This window comes from Shewanella pneumatophori, from assembly GCF_023283895.1.
In the GTDB taxonomy this organism is placed as follows: Bacteria; Pseudomonadota; Gammaproteobacteria; order Enterobacterales; family Shewanellaceae; genus Shewanella; species Shewanella pneumatophori.
Window position 1 is genome coordinate 22,592 of the sequence record NZ_JAKILB010000023.1, and the last position, 15,556, is coordinate 38,147.

Genomic DNA, 15,556 nt, shown 5'->3' on the forward strand with positions numbered 1-15,556 from the left:
TGGTCAATGCAGAACCAAAGAATCCGTATCCGCCTAAAAGGATTTGATCATCGTTTGATTGATCAGTCTACTGCGGAAATCGTTGAAACTGCTAAGCGTACCGGCGCGCAGGTTCGTGGTCCAATTCCACTACCAACGCGTAAAGAACGTTATACCATTTTGACTTCTCCACACGTTAATAAAGATGCACGTGATCAGTACGAACTACGTACTCACAAGCGTCTTGTTGACATCGTAGAGCCGACTGAGAAGACTGTAGACGCACTTATGCGTTTAGATCTTGCGGCTGGTGTTGACGTTCAGATTAGCTTGGGTTAATTGAGATCCTTAGAAGAGGTTTGAGAGATGGCTATCGGTCTTATCGGTCGTAAAGTAGGTATGACTCGCATCTTCAATGAAGATGGCGCGTCGGTACCTGTAACAGTAATTGAAATTGCTGCTAACCGCGTAACCCAAGTGAGAACTTTGGATACAGATGGTTACCGTGCACTTCAAGTTACTACTGGTACCAAAAAAGCTAATCGCATCACTAAACCAGAAGCAGGTCACTTTGCTAAGGCAGGCGTTGAAGCCGGTCGTGGTTTATGGGAAATGCGTTTGGCAGATGGTGAAGGCGAAGGCATCGAAGTTGGTGCTGAGCTTAATGTAGATATCTTCGCTGACATAGCGAAAGTTGATGTTACTGGTCAATCAAAAGGTAAGGGCTTCCAAGGCGGTATTAAGCGTTGGAACTTCCGTACTCAAGATGCAACACATGGTAACTCACTGGCACATAGAGCTAACGGTTCTATTGGTCAAAACCAAACACCTGGTCGCGTTTTCAAAGGTAAGAAAATGTCTGGCCACATGGGTGCAGAGCGCGTTACTACTCAAAATCTAGACGTTGTACGTGTAGATGTTGAACGTAACCTGCTATTGGTTAAGGGTGCAGTTCCAGGCGCTACTAATGGCGACCTGATCATCAAACCAGCTGTTAAAGCTTAAGGTCTGAGGAGATAGTAATGGAATTGGTATTGAAAGACGCACAGAGTGCTCTTGAAGTTTCCGAAGCTACCTTTGGCCGTGACTTTAATGAAGCACTGGTTCATCAGGTAGTTGTAGCTTACGCTGCAAACGCGCGTCAGGGCACTCGTGCTCAAAAGACTCGCGCAGAAGTAACTGGCTCAGGCAAAAAGCCTTGGCGCCAAAAAGGTACTGGCCGTGCACGTGCTGGTACTGTTAAAGGCCCAATCTGGCGTGGCGGTGGCGTAACTTTCGCTGCTAAAACACAAGATCACAGCCAAAAAGTTAACAAAAAGATGTACCGCGGAGCGCTGAAAAGCATTTTCTCTGAATTGGTACGTCAAGACCGTCTTATCGTTGTTGAGTCGTTCGGTGTTGAAGCTCCTAAAACTAAAGAGCTAAAAGCTAAACTGACTGAAATGCAACTAGAAGACGTGTTGATTGTTACTCCAGAAGTTGACGAGAACTTGTTCTTAGCTGCTCGCAACCTGTACAAAGTTGACGTGCGTGATGTTGCTGGTATTGATCCAGTTAGCCTTATCGCTTTCAACAAAGTACTAGTTACTGCTGAAGCTATTAAGCAAATCGAGGAGATGCTGGGATGATAAGCCAAGAACGTTTGCTAAAAGTTATTCTTGCACCACACATCTCTGAGAAGAGCACTGTGAATGCAGAAAATAACAACACGGTAGTTTTCCGTGTAGCTATCGATGCAACTAAAGCTGAAGTTAAAGCTGCAGTAGCACAGCTATTTGAAGTTGAAGTTGATACAGTTCGTACTTTGGTTAACAAAGGCAAAACTAAGCGTCACGGTGCCCGTACTGGCCGTCGTAGCGATTGGAAAAAAGCTTACGTTACCTTAGCTGCTGGTGCTGACATCGATTTCGTCGGCGGCGCTGAGTAAGCATTAGGAGAATTATCATGGCAGTTATTAAGTGTAAGCCAACCTCTCCAGGTCGTCGCCACGTAGTTAAAGTGGTGAACAGCGATTTGCATAAAGGTAAACCTTTTGCAGGCCTGTTGGCGAAAAAATCAAAAAGTGGTGGCCGTAACAATACTGGTCGCATCACTGTACGTCACGTTGGTGGCGGACATAAGCAACATTATCGTCTAATCGACTTTAAGCGTAACAAAGACGGTATCCCTGCGAAGGTTGAACGTTTGGAATATGATCCAAACCGTACAGCTAACATCGCATTGGTACTATACGCTGACGGTGAGCGTCGTTATATCCTTGCTGCTAAAGGCATGCAAGCTGGTGATAAGATCCAGTCTGGTATCGATGCAGAGATTAAGACCGGTAACGCTATGCCTCTACGTAATATCCCTGTGGGTAGCGTAGTGCACGCAGTAGAAATGAAGCCTGGTAAAGGTGCTCAGATCGCGCGTTCAGCTGGTGCTTATGTACAAGTTATTGCTCGTGATGGCGCATACGCTACTCTACGTCTTCGCTCTGGCGAAATGCGTAAAGTACCTGTTGATTGCCGCGCGACATTTGGTGAAGTTGGTAATGCCGAGCACATGCTACGCCAGTTAGGTAAAGCTGGTGCTAAGCGCTGGAGAGGCGTACGCCCTACAGTTCGTGGTGTTGCAATGAACCCAGTAGATCACCCACATGGTGGTGGTGAAGGCCGTACTTCTGGTGGCCGTCACCCTGTATCACCTTGGGGTATGCCAACTAAGGGTTATAAGACTCGTAGTAACAAACGCACCGACAAGTACATTGTACGTCGTCGCAATAAAAAGTAAGAGGATTCGCCATGCCACGTTCTCTCAAGAAAGGTCCATTCATTGACCTACACTTGCTGAAGAAGGTAGAGAAAGCGATGGAAGCTGGAGACAAGAAGCCTATTAAGACTTGGTCTCGTCGCTCTATGATCATTCCTAACATGATTGGAATGACCATCGCTGTCCATAATGGTCGTCAGCACGTACCTGTGTTCGTAACTGACGAAATGATCGGCCACAAGCTTGGTGAATTTTCACCAACTCGCACTTATCGCGGCCATGCTGCTGATAAGAAAGCGAAGAAGCGTTAATACGGGAGACATAAGATGGAAGTTTTAGCTAAACATCGTTTTGCCCGTACGTCGCCTCAAAAGTGTCGTTTGGTTGCAGATCAAATCCGTGGACTGCCTGTTGCTAAGGCTCTCGAAATTCTAACTTTCAGCCCTAAAAAAGCTGCAGTACTTGTTAAAAAAGTACTGGACTCTGCAATCGCTAATGCTGAGCACAATGAAGGTGCTGACATTGACGAACTAAGAGTTGGAGCGATTATGATCGATGAAGGTCCAACTATGAAGCGTATCATGCCACGTGCTAAAGGCCGTGCTGATCGTATAATCAAGCGTACCAGCCACATTACTGTGGTTGTATCAGATCGCTAGGAGTTAGCAATGGGACAGAAAGTACATCCTAATGGTATCCGTCTGGGTATCACTAAGCCTTGGATCTCGACCTGGTACGCTGACAAGTCAGACTATGCCAATAACTTGAGCAGTGACTGGGAAGTGCGTAAGTTTCTAGAAAAGAAACTTCAGCAAGCATCAGTTTCTAAGATTGTTATCGAGCGTCCAGCTAAGAGTGTTCGCGTTACTATTCACACTGCCCGTCCAGGTGTTGTGATTGGTAAAAAAGGCGAAGACGTTGAGAAGCTACGCAACGCAGTTGCGAAGTTGACTGGTATTCCAGCTCAAATCAACATCGCTGAAATCCGTAAGCCAGAGCTAGATGCTAAGCTTGTTGCCGATGGCATCGCTTCGCAACTAGAGCGTCGTGTTATGTTCCGTCGTGCTATGAAGCGCGCAGTACAAAACGCAATGCGTCTTGGTGCTAAGGGTATCAAAGTTGAAGTGAGTGGCCGTCTAGGCGGCGCTGAGATTGCGCGTTCAGAGTGGTATCGTGAAGGTCGTGTACCTTTGCATACACTGCGTGCTGATATCGACTATTCTACTTCTGAGAGTCACACTCAATACGGTGTGATTGGCGTTAAAGTTTGGGTCTTCAAAGGCGAAGTTCTAGACGGCGTTCTACCTCAGCACGAAGAGCCGAAACAGCAGCCGAAGCGTAAGCCTCGCGGTAAATAGGAGAGCTGGCAATGCTGCAACCAAAAAGAATGAAGTTTCGCAAAATGTTCAAGGGCCGCAACCGCGGTCTAGCGAACGGCACTGAAGTTAGCTTCGGTGAATTCGGTTTGAAAGCTGTTGGACGTGGTCGTCTAACTGCTCGTCAAATCGAAGCTGCGCGTCGTGCTATGACACGTCACATTAAACGTCAAGGTCAGATCTGGATCCGCGTATTCCCTGACAAGCCAATTACTTCTAAGCCTCTTGAAGTGCGTATGGGTAAAGGTAAGGGTAACGTTGAATACTGGGTTTGCCAGATTCAACCAGGTAAGGTTCTTTATGAGATGAATGGTGTATCTGAAGCTCTAGCTCGTGAAGCTTTTGCTCTAGCTGCTGCTAAACTACCTCTAAAGACTACCTTCGTAACTAAGACGGTGATGTAATGAAAGCGAGCGAACTAACAGAAAAGAGCGTTGAAGAACTGAACGCTGAACTGCTTGGTCTGCTGCGTGAGCAGTTTAATCTGCGTATGCAACACGCCACTGGTCAGTTGACTCAGACTCATCAGCTTAAAATCGTGCGTCGCAACATTGCGCGCGTAAAGACCATTATTACTTCTAAGGCGGGTGCATAATGTCTGATAATATCCGTACTTTGCAAGGTCGAGTACTTAGCGACAAGATGGACAAGTCTATCACTGTAGCTATTGAGCGTAAGGTTAAACACCCTTTATACGGTAAGTTTATCAAGCGCACTACTAAGATTCATGCACATGACGAACAAAATCAGTGTAATGCTGGCGATATCGTGACTATTCGCGAATGCCGTCCGCTGTCAAAGACTAAGTCTTGGACTCTGGTTGAAGTAGTATCAAAAGCCTAAGCTTATTAGGTATTTAAGCAAACGGCTCCTAAAGTTGGGGCCGTTTTTATTTTTAGTACTATCTATTCCTATTTATAGGTGTTACACTTGCGCGCCAATTTTGACTAAATTAGAGTCGAAATTAGGTTGAAATGTAGCCCCTTTGTGGGATTGTAAGTAACGATAGCGGAGCACTTAAAATGATCCAAATGCAATCGACTCTAGAAGTCGCCTGTAACAGTGGCGCTCGTAGAGTTCAGTGTATTAAGGTCTTGGGTGGCTCTCATCGTCGTTATGCCGGTATCGGCGACGTCATCAAGGTTTCTGTAAAAGAAGCAATTCCTCGCGGTAAAGCGAAGAAAGGTGATGTATATAACGCGGTGGTAGTCCGTACTAAGAAAGGCGTACGTCGTCCAGACGGTTCTGTCATTCGCTTCGATCGGAATGCAGCGGTATTGCTAAACGCAAACCTTGCACCGATTGGTACTCGTATCTTTGGACCTGTGACACGTGAACTGCGTACTGAGCAGTTTATGAAGATTGTGTCATTGGCACCAGAAGTACTGTAAGGAGCTTCAAAATGGCAGCTAAAATACGTCGTCAAGACGAAGTAATTGTACTAGCAGGTAAAGACCAGGGTAAACGCGGTAAGGTTTCTCAGGTTCTTCCAACTGGTAAATTAATTGTAGAAGGTATCAACCTTGTTAAGAAACACCAAAAGCCAAACCCACAATTGGGCGTAGCTGGCGGTATTGTTGAGCAAGAAGCACCTATACAAGCATCAAACGTAGCGATTTTCAACTCTGCCACTGGCAAAGCTGATCGCGTTGGTTTCCGATTTGAAGACGGCAAAAAAGTCCGTTTCTTTAAGTCGAACAGTGAACTCGTTAAGTAATTTGGAGTAAACGATGGCGAAACTGCATGATAAATACAAAGAGACTGTTAGTCCTGAACTTGCTAAAAAGTTCGGTTTTACCAGTGTCATGCAAGTCCCTCGGATTGAAAAGATCACCCTTAATATGGGTGTTGGCGAAGCAGTAGCAGATAAGAAAGTTATGGAGCATGCGCTTCGTGACATGACTGCTATCGCTGGTCAAAAGCCAGTAGTGACTGTAGCTCGTAAGTCAGTTGCTGGTTTTAAAATCCGTGAAGGCTACCCAATCGGCTGTAAGGTTACACTACGCGGCGAGCGTATGTGGGAATTCTTAGAGCGTTTAGTTGATATCGCAATCCCGCGTATCCGTGACTTCCGTGGTTTGAGCGCTAAGTCGTTCGACGGCCGTGGTAACTATGCGATGGGCGTACGTGAGCAAATTATCTTCCCAGAGATCCAATACGATAAAATCGATAAGATCCGCGGTATGGATATTGTAATCACTACTTCTGCGAAGAATGACGAAGAAGGCCGAGCTTTGCTTGAAGGCTTTAACTTCCCATTCAAGAAATAAGGGTAGCGTAATGGCAAAAAGTTCAATGAAAGCACGTGAAGCAAAACGTGCACAGCTCGTAGCTAAGTTCGCTGAAAAGCGCGCTGCACTTAAAGCTATCATTAGCAGTCCAACTACATCTGATGATGACCGTTGGGATGCAGTACTTAAGTTACAAGCTCTACCACGTGACTCTAGCGCAGCGCGTCAGCGTAATCGTTGTAGTCAAACTGGTCGCCCACATGGTTTCCTACGTAAATTCGGCCTTAGCCGTATTAAATTACGTGAAGCAACTATGCGCGGTGAAGTTCCTGGTCTTCGCAAGGCCAGCTGGTAAGCACTTGTCACGGAGTAAGCTAATATGAGCATGCAAGATCCTATTGCGGATATGTTAACACGTATTCGTAACGGCCAAGCTGCTAAACACGTATCTGTGAAGATGCCATCTGCTAAGCTAAAAATCGCTATCGCGAAAATGCTTAAAGAAGAAGGTTACATCACTGACTACGCCGTAGCAGATGAAGCCAAGCCTGAATTGGAAATCACTTTAAAGTATTTCCAAGGTCAGCCAGTCGTTGAGACTATCCAGCGCGTTAGCCGTCCTGGTCTTCGTATTTACAAAGGTAAAAACGATCTTCCAAAGGTTATGGGCGGACTGGGTGTCGCTATCGTGTCCACTTCTAAAGGTTTGATGACTGATCGTACTGCCCGCCAAAATGGCATGGGTGGGGAAGTTATCTGCTACGTAGCATAAGGAGCTAGCAATGTCTCGTGTCGCAAAAGCACCAGTCGCTATCCCTGCAGGCGTAGAAGTGACTTTAAACGAACAAACTATCACCGTAAAAGGTCCTAAAGGTAGTTTGACTCGAGTTATTAATGCTGACGTTTCTGTTGTTGTTGAAGACAATGAAATCAAGTGTTCACCAGTTGAAAGCGCTAAAACCGCTGCTCAAGCTGGTACAGCTCGTGCATTAATCAACAACATGGTTGTTGGTGTTTCTGAAGGTTTCGTTAAGAAGCTGACTCTTGTTGGTGTTGGTTACCGTGCAAAACTTGCTGGTAAAGACGTCGACTTGACTCTAGGTTTCTCACATCCTTTAGTTCACAAACTTCCAGACGGCGTAACAGCTGAATGTCCAACTCAAACTGAAATCGTACTTTCTGGTACTGATAAGCAGTTGATCGGACAAGTAGCAGCTGAGATTCGCGGTTACCGTCCACCAGAACCTTACAAAGGTAAAGGTGTTCGTTATTCCGATGAACAAGTACGCCGTAAAGAGGCTAAGAAGAAGTAAGGTAATACGATATGGATAAGAAAACATCTCGCTTACGCCGCGCTCTACGTGCCCGTAAGAAGATCCAAGAGCTGGGCGTTAATCGTCTGGTTGTACATCGTACACCACGTCACACTTACGCTCAGGTCATCAGTCCTGAAAACGTAGTGTTGGCGGCAGCTTCTACTGCTGAAAAAGCAGTAACCGAGCAGCTAAAGTACACTGGTAACGTAGATGCAGCTAAAGTAGTGGGCAAAACCGTTGCTGAGCGCGCTATCGAAAAAGGCGTTGCTGTAGTTGCATTCGATCGTTCCGGCTTCAAGTATCACGGTCGCGTTGCTGCATTAGCAGACGCTGCTCGTGAAGCTGGCCTTAAGTTCTAAGGAATGATGAAAAATGGCTAAATTTGAAGCTCAACAGCAAAAAGACGATCTGCAAGAGAAATTAGTTGCAGTTAATCGTGTTTCTAAAGTAGTTAAAGGCGGACGTATCTTTAGCTTCACTGCACTAACAGTAGTGGGTGATGGTAATGGTAAAGTTGGCTATGGCTATGGTAAAGCGCGTGAAGTACCAGCAGCAATTCAGAAAGCAATGGAAAAGGCTCGCCGTAACATTGTAAACGTTGAATTGAACAATGGTACTTTGCACCACCCTGTAAAGGGTCGTCACACTGGTTCACGTGTTTACATGCAACCAGCCTCTGACGGTACCGGTATTATTGCCGGTGGCGCAATGCGTGCCGTATTGGAAGTAGCAGGCGTTCATAACGTTCTGTCAAAAGCATACGGTTCTACTAACCCGATCAACATCGTTCGCGCTACTGTAGATGCGTTGGTGAATATGAAATCACCTTCACAAATCGCAGCTAAGCGTGGCCTGAATGTTACTGAAATTCGAGGTTAATGCACCATGGCTACTAAAACACTAAAAGTAACTCAGACCAAGAGTTCTATCGGCCGCTTACCAAAGCACCGTGCAACTTTGACTGGTCTAGGTCTACGCCGCATTAATCACACTGTTGAACTAGAAGATACTCCTTCTGTTCGCGGTATGATTAACAAGGTTTACTACATGGTTTCGGTGGAGGAAGTATAAGATGCGTCTAAATACTCTATCACCTGCTGCAGGTGCTAAATCAGCAGCTAAGCGTGTAGGTCGCGGTATCGGTTCAGGCCTTGGTAAAACTGCAGGTCGTGGTCACAAAGGTCAGAAGTCTCGTTCTGGCGGCGGTGTTCGCGTAGGTTTCGAGGGTGGTCAGATGCCACTTAAGATCCGTCTACCTAAGTTCGGTTTTACCTCGCGTACTGCGTTGGTATCAGCTGAAATTCGCGTTGGCGAATTAGCTAAAGTTAACGGTGATGTTATCGACCTAAATGCGCTGAAAGATGCGAATCTAGTTACTCGCAACATACAGTTTGCTAAAATCGTTCTTTCAGGTACCATTGAGCGCCCAGTGACCGTTAAAGGTCTGAAGGTAACCAAAGGTGCACGTGCAGCTATTGAAGCTGCCGGTGGCAAGATCGAGGAATAATACGTCGATGGCAAAACCAGGACTTGATTTAAAAAGCGCGAAGGGCGGTTTATCAGAATTGAAAACCCGTCTCCTGTTCGTGATTGGTGCAATTATCGTCTTTAGAGCCGGTTCGTTTGTACCAATTCCTGGTATTGACGCTGCTGTACTAGCAGAGCTGTTTAATCAGCAAAAGGGGACCATCCTAGGCATGTTTAACATGTTCTCTGGTGGTGCCCTTGAACGTGCCTCTATCTTTGCATTAGGTATCATGCCGTATATTTCGGCATCGATTATTATGCAGTTGTTGACTGTGGTACATCCTGCACTCGCTGAATTGAAAAAAGAAGGCGAGTCTGGACGTAAGAAAATCAGTCAATATACTCGATACGGCACATTGGTCCTGGGTACATTCCAGGCAATCGGTATCGCAACAGGTCTTCCGAACCTAGTTCCAGGGTTAGTTGTTAACCTAGGATTTAGCTTCTACTTTGTTGCTGTTGTAAGCTTAGTAACGGGAACTATGTTCCTAATGTGGCTAGGTGAGCAAATTACCGAAAGAGGCATAGGTAACGGTATCTCGATTCTTATTTTCGCAGGTATTGTTGCTGGTCTGCCATCTGCTATCGGCCAAACAGCCGAGCAGGCGCGTCAAGGCGACTTGAATGTACTAGTATTGTTGTTGCTGGCAGTGATTGTTTTCGCTGTCACTTATTTTGTGGTATTCGTTGAGCGTGGACAACGTCGTATCGTTGTTAACTATGCTAAGCGTCAGCAGGGCCGTAAGGTGTTTGCAGCGCAAAGTACTCATTTACCACTTAAGATTAATATGGCTGGTGTTATCCCGCCTATTTTTGCGTCCAGCATCATTTTGTTCCCAGGCACACTGGCTCAGTGGTTTGGTCAAAATGAGTCCATGTCATGGTTAAGTGATTTTTCACTAGCTGTGTCACCAGGACAACCGCTGTACTCATTATTATATGCAACAGCGATTATTTTCTTCTGTTTCTTCTATACTGCGTTGGTGTTTAACCCTCGCGAAACAGCTGATAACCTGAAGAAGAGTGGTGCGTTTATTCCCGGGATTCGTCCTGGAGAACAGACTTCGCGTTACATTGATAAAGTTATGACTCGCTTGACATTAGCAGGCGCGTTGTATATTACCTTTATCTGCTTAATTCCGGAGTTCATGTTAATTGCGTGGAAAGTACAGTTCTATTTTGGCGGTACTTCACTACTAATTATGGTAGTCGTAATCATGGACTTCATGGCTCAGGTTCAGACGCATATGATGTCTCATCAGTATGAGTCTGTAATGAAGAAAGCTAACTTGGTAAACAAAGCGAATTTAGATCGCTTTGGTCGCTAAGCTAGTAATCTCGGAGTGATGAAATGAAAGTTCGAGCTTCCGTGAAGAAGATCTGCCGTAACTGCAAGATCGTAAAGCGTAGTGGCGTTGTACGTGTGATTTGTGTTGAACCTAAACACAAACAGCGTCAAGGCTAAAAAAATTGGCCAGCCCAGTCCGGGCTGGTCAAAATATTATTTGCTAAATTGTCGTCTGTCGAGTATCCTACCGGGCTTTTCACAGATGACCTTTAACTTAAGGAGTGCATAGTGGCCCGTATCGCTGGCATTAACATTCCTGATCAAAAGCATACAGTCATTGCATTGACTGCTATCTACGGCATCGGTCGTACTCGCGCACAAGCTATTTGCGCGGCTACTTCAATTGCTGAAGATGCTAAGATCAAGGAATTGAGCGAAGCTCAAATTGATACTCTACGCGAAGAAGTTGCCAACTACATTGTAGAAGGTGATTTACGTCGTGAAGTTTCCATGAACATCAAGCGTCTTATGGACCTTGGTTGTTACCGTGGCCTTCGCCATCGTCGTAGCCTTCCCCTTCGTGGGCAACGTACTAAGACCAATGCGCGTACGCGTAAAGGTCCACGTAAACCAATTAGAAAGTAACGGGGTAATCCAAAATGGCTAAAGTTCCGTCACGTTCTCCGCGTAAGCGTGTACGTAAACAGGTTGCTGATGGTATGGCGCATATCCATGCGTCTTTCAACAACACAATTATTACCATTACAGATCGTCAAGGTAATGCACTATCTTGGGCAACTTCTGGTGGTTCAGGTTTCCGTGGTTCACGTAAATCTACCCCATTCGCTGCACAGGTTGCTGCTGAGCGCGCAGGTACTGCTGCTCAGGACTACGGTGTTAAAAACCTAGAAGTTTTTGTGAAGGGTCCAGGTCCAGGACGCGAATCAGCGATTCGTGCACTAAACTCGGTTGGTTACAAGATTACTAACATTACCGATGTGACGCCTATCCCTCATAATGGTTGTCGTCCTCCTAAGAAACGTCGCGTTTAATTCGTCGTTTTTAATAGGATAGTTGGAGAAAGAACATGGCAAGATACTTGGGTCCAAAGCTCAAGCTCAGCCGCAGAGAAGGTACAGACCTTTTCCTAAAGAGCGGTGTGAGAGCAATCGATTCGAAGTGTAAGCTTGAAACTGCACCTGGACAACACGGCGCTCGTAAGACCCGTTTGTCTGAGTATGGTGTTCAGCTACGCGAGAAACAAAAAGTTCGTCGTATTTATGGTGTGCTAGAAAAGCAATTCCGTAACTACTACAAAGATGCTGCACGTACTAAAGGTAACACTGGTGAAAACCTACTTACTCTTTTAGAAACCCGTCTTGATAACGTAGTTTATCGCATGGGCTTTGGTGCAACACGCGCTGAATCACGTCAGCTAGTTAGCCATAAATCAATTATGGTTAACGGTAGCGTCGTTAACATTCCATCATTCAAAGTGTCTGCGAATGATGTAGTGAGCGTTCGCGAGAAGTCACGCACTCAAGCTCGTATTAAAGCGGCTTTAGAAGTGTCGGCTCAACGCGAAAAGCCAACATGGGTTGAAGTTGACAACACTAAGATGGAAGGTGCTTTCAAGCGTATTCCTGAGCGTAGTGATTTGTCTGCGGAAATTAACGAACAGCTGATCGTCGAACTTTACTCTAAGTAAGGTTAAAACAAAAGAGAGGACACAATGCAGGGTTCTGTTACAGAATTTCTTAAACCGCGTCTCGTTGATATCGAGCAGGTTAATCCAACACGTGCCAAGGTTACACTGGAGCCGCTAGAGCGTGGTTTTGGTCATACTCTAGGTAACGCGTTGCGTCGTATCCTATTGTCGTCTATGCCAGGCTGCGCGGTTACCGAAGTAGAGATTGATGGTGTACTGCATGAATACAGTAGCAAGGAAGGCGTGCAAGAGGATATCCTAGAGATACTATTAAACCTTAAAGGTTTAGCAGTAGTTATCGAAGGGAAAGACGAAGCTATGCTTACGCTAAGTAAGTCAGGCGCAGGCCCTGTTACTGCAGCAGATATCACGCATGATGGTGATGTTACTATCATGAATCCTGACCATGTTATCTGTCACTTGACAGGTAATAATGACGTCAGCATGCGTATCCGCGTAGAGCGTGGTCGTGGTTATGTACCGGCTTCTGCCCGTGCACAAACTGAAGACGATGATCGCCCTATCGGCCGTTTGTTGGTTGACTCTTCGTTCTCACCAGTAGCTCGCATTGCATACAATGTTGAAGCAGCTCGTGTTGAACAGCGTACAGACTTAGACAAACTCGTTATCGATATGACTACTAACGGTACTATCGATCCTGAGGAAGCAATTCGTCGTTCAGCGACAATTCTAGCAGAACAGCTAGATGCGTTTGTTGAGTTACGTGATGTGACTGAGACTGCACCAGTAGAAGAGAAACCGGAGTTCGATCCGATATTGTTGCGTCCTGTCGACGATTTAGAGCTAACTGTACGTTCAGCCAACTGTTTGAAGGCTGAAGCGATTCATTACATCGGCGATCTGGTACAACGCACTGAAGTTGAGTTGCTTAAGACTCCTAACTTAGGTAAGAAATCTCTTACTGAAATTAAGGATGTTTTAGCGTCTCGCGGACTGTCGTTAGGTATGCGTCTAGAAAACTGGCCTCCAGCTAGTTTAGCAGACGACCTTTAAGTCCAGATTAGTACAGATATAGGTAATAAGGATTAGGTCATGCGCCATCGTAAGAGTGGTCGTCAACTAAACCGTAACAGCAGTCATCGCCAAGCTATGTTCCGTAACATGGCTTGCTCAATAGTTCGTCACGAAGTGATCAAAACTACTGTTGCTAAAGCGAAAGAACTGCGTCGCGTAGTTGAACCTCTAATAACACTTGCTAAGAGTGATAGCGTTGCAAATCGTCGTTTGGCGTTTGCTCGTACTCGCGACGCTGAAGTCGTAGGTAAGTTATTTACTGAATTGGGTCCACGTTTCCAGGAACGTCCTGGTGGATACACCCGTATTCTTAAGTGCGGTCTACGTACTGGTGACAAAGCGCCAATGGCGTATATTGAACTAGTAGGTCGTCCTGAAGCAGCAGTAGCTGTTGAAGACACTGCAGAGTAAATAAGTCTTAGTTTTAAAAGGCCGAACAATTGTTCGGCCTTTTTTATGTCTGTAATTCCGACAAAATACTTTCTTCCTATAACTCAAAAAGTTTTTATAGCTTTCTGATTCCCACACTTATCGCTCTTGTTACATAGTCAGCCTATCGATAGCAAGGTCATTAATTGCTCCTCGGTAACTGCTAATGCGTTACTCTACCTCCTATATCCATATAGTCGTGCATTAATAACATTCACCAATTCCGTGTTGAATAACTCGCAAGGGAGCGACCATTCTTTCAGTTATTCATCCTGAGTTAGTTTGCCAAGAACTCTCCGAGTAGATCAAATTCTGATACTGATTGGTATCAGTTTAACGGCACGCAGATAATCTAATTTATTGTGCTGAAGTTAATCAGAGTTGATAAATTCATACCTCGCTGTATGCGAAGCCGAAGAAGAACTAACCTGTTAAGTTAAGTTCAAAGTGCCGATGCTGCCTTAACAGTTAGGTTGTTGATTAGTCATTTCCTGTAATACTGGATTCGTTTAAATAGCATTATCAAGCTTCGTCTTATCTATCTTGATAGACCGGGTATTCACTAGAGTGGGTATTTCTCATAATACGAATATCATACGTTTTGGCTCTAATTGATCGATTCATGATTGCTTTAACTTAGGGTTTGTTTCGCTCTGACAGAACAGACTTATGAGCTTTACGACTTAGTTGTTTGCTCTCTGCTTTCTAGTTTCTTTTTGTTGATGACTGCTGTGTTAGCCGGTCACCAAAAGTTTAATCGCGATATTGTTTTTTAAGTATTGTTGTCAGCAAACAGATATCGTTTCCTGCAAATACCTTTTCCCCTAAAGCGGAAACTCTTGCGGGGAAATAAATCTGATAGCAAAGGTTACTGTCGGTTAGGCAAACGATGATTCGCTCTAATTTGATCTGTAATTAAAGCTGCGTGGTTTTGTTGTTCTTTGAAACTTCGGAAGTAGTATCCAATTTTCAAGACTTGGATTCTCTTAAGCGAGACCAGTGTTTACGCAAATCGATTTATACTGCAAACGCTATAGCATGGCTAGTAGTAACTAAGGATTAATTCTTCGCAGTTCTTAAAGTTAGATTCTAGAGCCCTATAGGTCGCTTCATAAGCCTTATGAGCCGTAAATGGATACGTTGTTGGGTATTAGGGGAAATGGTGTAGCAGAGCTATAAGAAGCTTCTATGGCAGGAGTTAGTTGTGGTTATAGAGCATTGCGGTGGGATATTAAGGCCAAGTCACTGCTTATGGGTTTGACATCATGTAAATGAGGTAATTTTTTGTAGGGTTATTGGTCATTAATTAGAGACTGGCTTCTTGCCTGAGTTAGTTGTAGCTGAACAATAAATTTGACCTTTAGTTTGGTAATTTCTTTTGTATGTCTTCGCGTAGTCTTTTCAATTATTGTTACTGTAATTTCTTGGCGAGTATCGCTGCTCAGTTAGTAAGAACGTGTAGATTGAACAAATTGCAATTTTCGCTTCTTCATGTGCAGTTGCTAGTAGTGCAGTTACTGCTAGAGGTTGGGATCAGTACAAGGAATATATAGATGCCTAAAGTGCCCTAAACTCTAGTAGGTAGTTCTAATATGATTCTAGAGAAGTTAGCTCGAACAAAAGCTTTAGCTTGCCTGTGACACTGATGTTGATTGTGTTAGTCGTAAACAAGTTGAAGCTACTAGAAAATACGGTTCTTAGCGTTTGAAACATTGCTTTACTAGGCGCTACTGTCTTTGCTGAGCGTAGAGCGTAGAGCGTAGAGCGTAGAGCGTAGAGCGTAGAGCGTAGAGCGTAGAGCGTAGTGATGTGGTCAACTAAAACTGTACACCAACAGGGGATGCGTATTTACGCGGCCATCTCAGCTGCTGTTGGTGTCATGTAGTTATTATAACTATGACCCCGTTTTGTATTGT

General features: G+C 44.9%; 28 protein-coding genes. All 28 read left to right on the top strand.

The window, feature by feature from the left end; all coding sequences use genetic code 11:
* Positions 1–6 precede the first annotated feature (6 nt).
* The 28 genes from rpsJ (at position 7) to rplQ (ending at position 13,622) form a co-directional block, all read left to right on the top strand.
* A complete protein-coding gene (gene rpsJ, locus L2740_RS20855) occupies positions 7–318 on the top strand; it encodes a 30S ribosomal protein S10 (protein ID WP_005503530.1) in 312 nt (103 codons plus the stop codon).
* A 27-nt stretch (positions 319–345) separates the two neighbouring features.
* Entirely contained in the window at positions 346–984 is a 639-nt protein-coding gene (gene rplC, locus L2740_RS20860; protein ID WP_248472593.1) for a 50S ribosomal protein L3, read from the top strand.
* Between the two features lie 17 nt (positions 985–1,001).
* The gene (gene rplD, locus L2740_RS20865) at positions 1,002–1,607 is read left to right on the top strand and encodes a 50S ribosomal protein L4 (protein WP_248472591.1); all 606 of its coding nucleotides are present in this window, start codon (positions 1,002–1,004) and stop codon (positions 1,605–1,607) included.
* The gene (gene rplW / locus L2740_RS20870; RefSeq protein ID WP_202723802.1) at positions 1,604–1,906 is read left to right on the top strand and encodes a 50S ribosomal protein L23; all 303 of its coding nucleotides are present in this window, start codon (positions 1,604–1,606) and stop codon (positions 1,904–1,906) included. Before rplD ends, rplW begins: the two co-directional genes overlap by 4 nt.
* 17 nt (positions 1,907–1,923) lie before the next feature.
* The gene (gene rplB, locus L2740_RS20875; RefSeq protein ID WP_248472589.1) at positions 1,924–2,751 is read left to right on the top strand and encodes a 50S ribosomal protein L2; all 828 of its coding nucleotides are present in this window, start codon (positions 1,924–1,926) and stop codon (positions 2,749–2,751) included.
* Positions 2,752–2,762: 11 nt separating this feature from the next.
* On the top strand, positions 2,763–3,041 hold the full coding sequence (gene rpsS, locus L2740_RS20880) for a 30S ribosomal protein S19 (RefSeq protein WP_011863970.1): 279 nt from the start codon (positions 2,763–2,765) through the stop codon (positions 3,039–3,041).
* Between the two features lie 15 nt (positions 3,042–3,056).
* Positions 3,057–3,389 carry a 50S ribosomal protein L22 gene (rplV, locus tag L2740_RS20885; RefSeq protein ID WP_012144645.1) on the top strand — a complete coding sequence of 111 codons (333 nt, stop codon included), beginning with the start codon at positions 3,057–3,059 and terminating at the stop codon, positions 3,387–3,389.
* A gap of 9 nt (positions 3,390–3,398) precedes the next feature.
* The gene (gene rpsC, locus L2740_RS20890; RefSeq protein ID WP_248951947.1) at positions 3,399–4,088 is read left to right on the top strand and encodes a 30S ribosomal protein S3; all 690 of its coding nucleotides are present in this window, start codon (positions 3,399–3,401) and stop codon (positions 4,086–4,088) included.
* A gap of 11 nt (positions 4,089–4,099) precedes the next feature.
* Positions 4,100–4,510 (top strand): 50S ribosomal protein L16, encoded by a 411-nt coding sequence (gene rplP / locus L2740_RS20895; protein ID WP_028767970.1) that lies wholly within the window; start codon positions 4,100–4,102, stop codon positions 4,508–4,510.
* A complete protein-coding gene (gene rpmC / locus L2740_RS20900) occupies positions 4,510–4,701 on the top strand; it encodes a 50S ribosomal protein L29 (RefSeq protein ID WP_012144642.1) in 192 nt (63 codons plus the stop codon). Before rplP ends, rpmC begins: the two co-directional genes overlap by 1 nt.
* Entirely contained in the window at positions 4,701–4,949 is a 249-nt protein-coding gene (gene rpsQ / locus L2740_RS20905) for a 30S ribosomal protein S17 (protein WP_202723799.1), read from the top strand. Before rpmC ends, rpsQ begins: the two co-directional genes overlap by 1 nt.
* Before the next feature lie 179 nt (positions 4,950–5,128).
* A complete protein-coding gene (rplN, locus tag L2740_RS20910; protein WP_011863976.1) occupies positions 5,129–5,497 on the top strand; it encodes a 50S ribosomal protein L14 in 369 nt (122 codons plus the stop codon).
* A gap of 11 nt (positions 5,498–5,508) precedes the next feature.
* Positions 5,509–5,823: a 50S ribosomal protein L24 gene (gene rplX / locus L2740_RS20915; protein WP_012153465.1), complete on the top strand. Its 315-nt coding sequence runs from the start codon at positions 5,509–5,511 to the stop codon at positions 5,821–5,823.
* A gap of 13 nt (positions 5,824–5,836) precedes the next feature.
* Positions 5,837–6,376, top strand: a complete 540-nt coding sequence (gene rplE, locus L2740_RS20920; protein WP_028767967.1) for a 50S ribosomal protein L5 — start codon at positions 5,837–5,839, stop codon at positions 6,374–6,376.
* Between the two features lie 10 nt (positions 6,377–6,386).
* The gene (gene rpsN, locus L2740_RS20925; protein WP_012153467.1) at positions 6,387–6,692 is read left to right on the top strand and encodes a 30S ribosomal protein S14; all 306 of its coding nucleotides are present in this window, start codon (positions 6,387–6,389) and stop codon (positions 6,690–6,692) included.
* Positions 6,693–6,716: 24 nt separating this feature from the next.
* Positions 6,717–7,109 (top strand): 30S ribosomal protein S8, encoded by a 393-nt coding sequence (rpsH, locus tag L2740_RS20930; protein WP_202723796.1) that lies wholly within the window; start codon positions 6,717–6,719, stop codon positions 7,107–7,109.
* A gap of 10 nt (positions 7,110–7,119) precedes the next feature.
* A complete protein-coding gene (gene rplF / locus L2740_RS20935; protein ID WP_248472587.1) occupies positions 7,120–7,650 on the top strand; it encodes a 50S ribosomal protein L6 in 531 nt (176 codons plus the stop codon).
* An 11-nt stretch (positions 7,651–7,661) separates the two neighbouring features.
* Positions 7,662–8,012: a 50S ribosomal protein L18 gene (gene rplR, locus L2740_RS20940; RefSeq protein ID WP_012153470.1), complete on the top strand. Its 351-nt coding sequence runs from the start codon at positions 7,662–7,664 to the stop codon at positions 8,010–8,012.
* Positions 8,013–8,025: 13 nt separating this feature from the next.
* Positions 8,026–8,532 carry a 30S ribosomal protein S5 gene (rpsE, locus tag L2740_RS20945; RefSeq protein WP_012153471.1) on the top strand — a complete coding sequence of 169 codons (507 nt, stop codon included), beginning with the start codon at positions 8,026–8,028 and terminating at the stop codon, positions 8,530–8,532.
* 6 nt (positions 8,533–8,538) lie between these two features.
* Entirely contained in the window at positions 8,539–8,724 is a 186-nt protein-coding gene (gene rpmD, locus L2740_RS20950; RefSeq protein WP_020912153.1) for a 50S ribosomal protein L30, read from the top strand.
* A gap of 1 nt (position 8,725) precedes the next feature.
* The gene (gene rplO, locus L2740_RS20955; RefSeq protein WP_202723793.1) at positions 8,726–9,160 is read left to right on the top strand and encodes a 50S ribosomal protein L15; all 435 of its coding nucleotides are present in this window, start codon (positions 8,726–8,728) and stop codon (positions 9,158–9,160) included.
* Between the two features lie 7 nt (positions 9,161–9,167).
* Positions 9,168–10,508, top strand: coding sequence for a preprotein translocase subunit SecY (gene secY / locus L2740_RS20960; protein WP_012153474.1), 1,341 nt, complete (start codon positions 9,168–9,170; stop codon positions 10,506–10,508).
* A gap of 23 nt (positions 10,509–10,531) precedes the next feature.
* Positions 10,532–10,645, top strand: coding sequence for a 50S ribosomal protein L36 (rpmJ, locus tag L2740_RS20965; protein ID WP_006083579.1), 114 nt, complete (start codon positions 10,532–10,534; stop codon positions 10,643–10,645).
* A gap of 111 nt (positions 10,646–10,756) precedes the next feature.
* The gene (gene rpsM, locus L2740_RS20970) at positions 10,757–11,113 is read left to right on the top strand and encodes a 30S ribosomal protein S13 (RefSeq protein ID WP_012153475.1); all 357 of its coding nucleotides are present in this window, start codon (positions 10,757–10,759) and stop codon (positions 11,111–11,113) included.
* A 14-nt stretch (positions 11,114–11,127) separates the two neighbouring features.
* A complete protein-coding gene (gene rpsK / locus L2740_RS20975) occupies positions 11,128–11,520 on the top strand; it encodes a 30S ribosomal protein S11 (protein WP_012153476.1) in 393 nt (130 codons plus the stop codon).
* A gap of 35 nt (positions 11,521–11,555) precedes the next feature.
* Positions 11,556–12,176, top strand: coding sequence for a 30S ribosomal protein S4 (gene rpsD / locus L2740_RS20980; protein ID WP_012153477.1), 621 nt, complete (start codon positions 11,556–11,558; stop codon positions 12,174–12,176).
* 24 nt (positions 12,177–12,200) lie between these two features.
* Positions 12,201–13,190, top strand: a complete 990-nt coding sequence (locus tag L2740_RS20985) for a DNA-directed RNA polymerase subunit alpha (RefSeq protein WP_028767958.1) — start codon at positions 12,201–12,203, stop codon at positions 13,188–13,190.
* 39 nt (positions 13,191–13,229) lie between these two features.
* Entirely contained in the window at positions 13,230–13,622 is a 393-nt protein-coding gene (rplQ, locus tag L2740_RS20990; protein ID WP_028767957.1) for a 50S ribosomal protein L17, read from the top strand.
* The last annotated feature ends 1,934 nt before the right edge of the window (positions 13,623–15,556 follow it).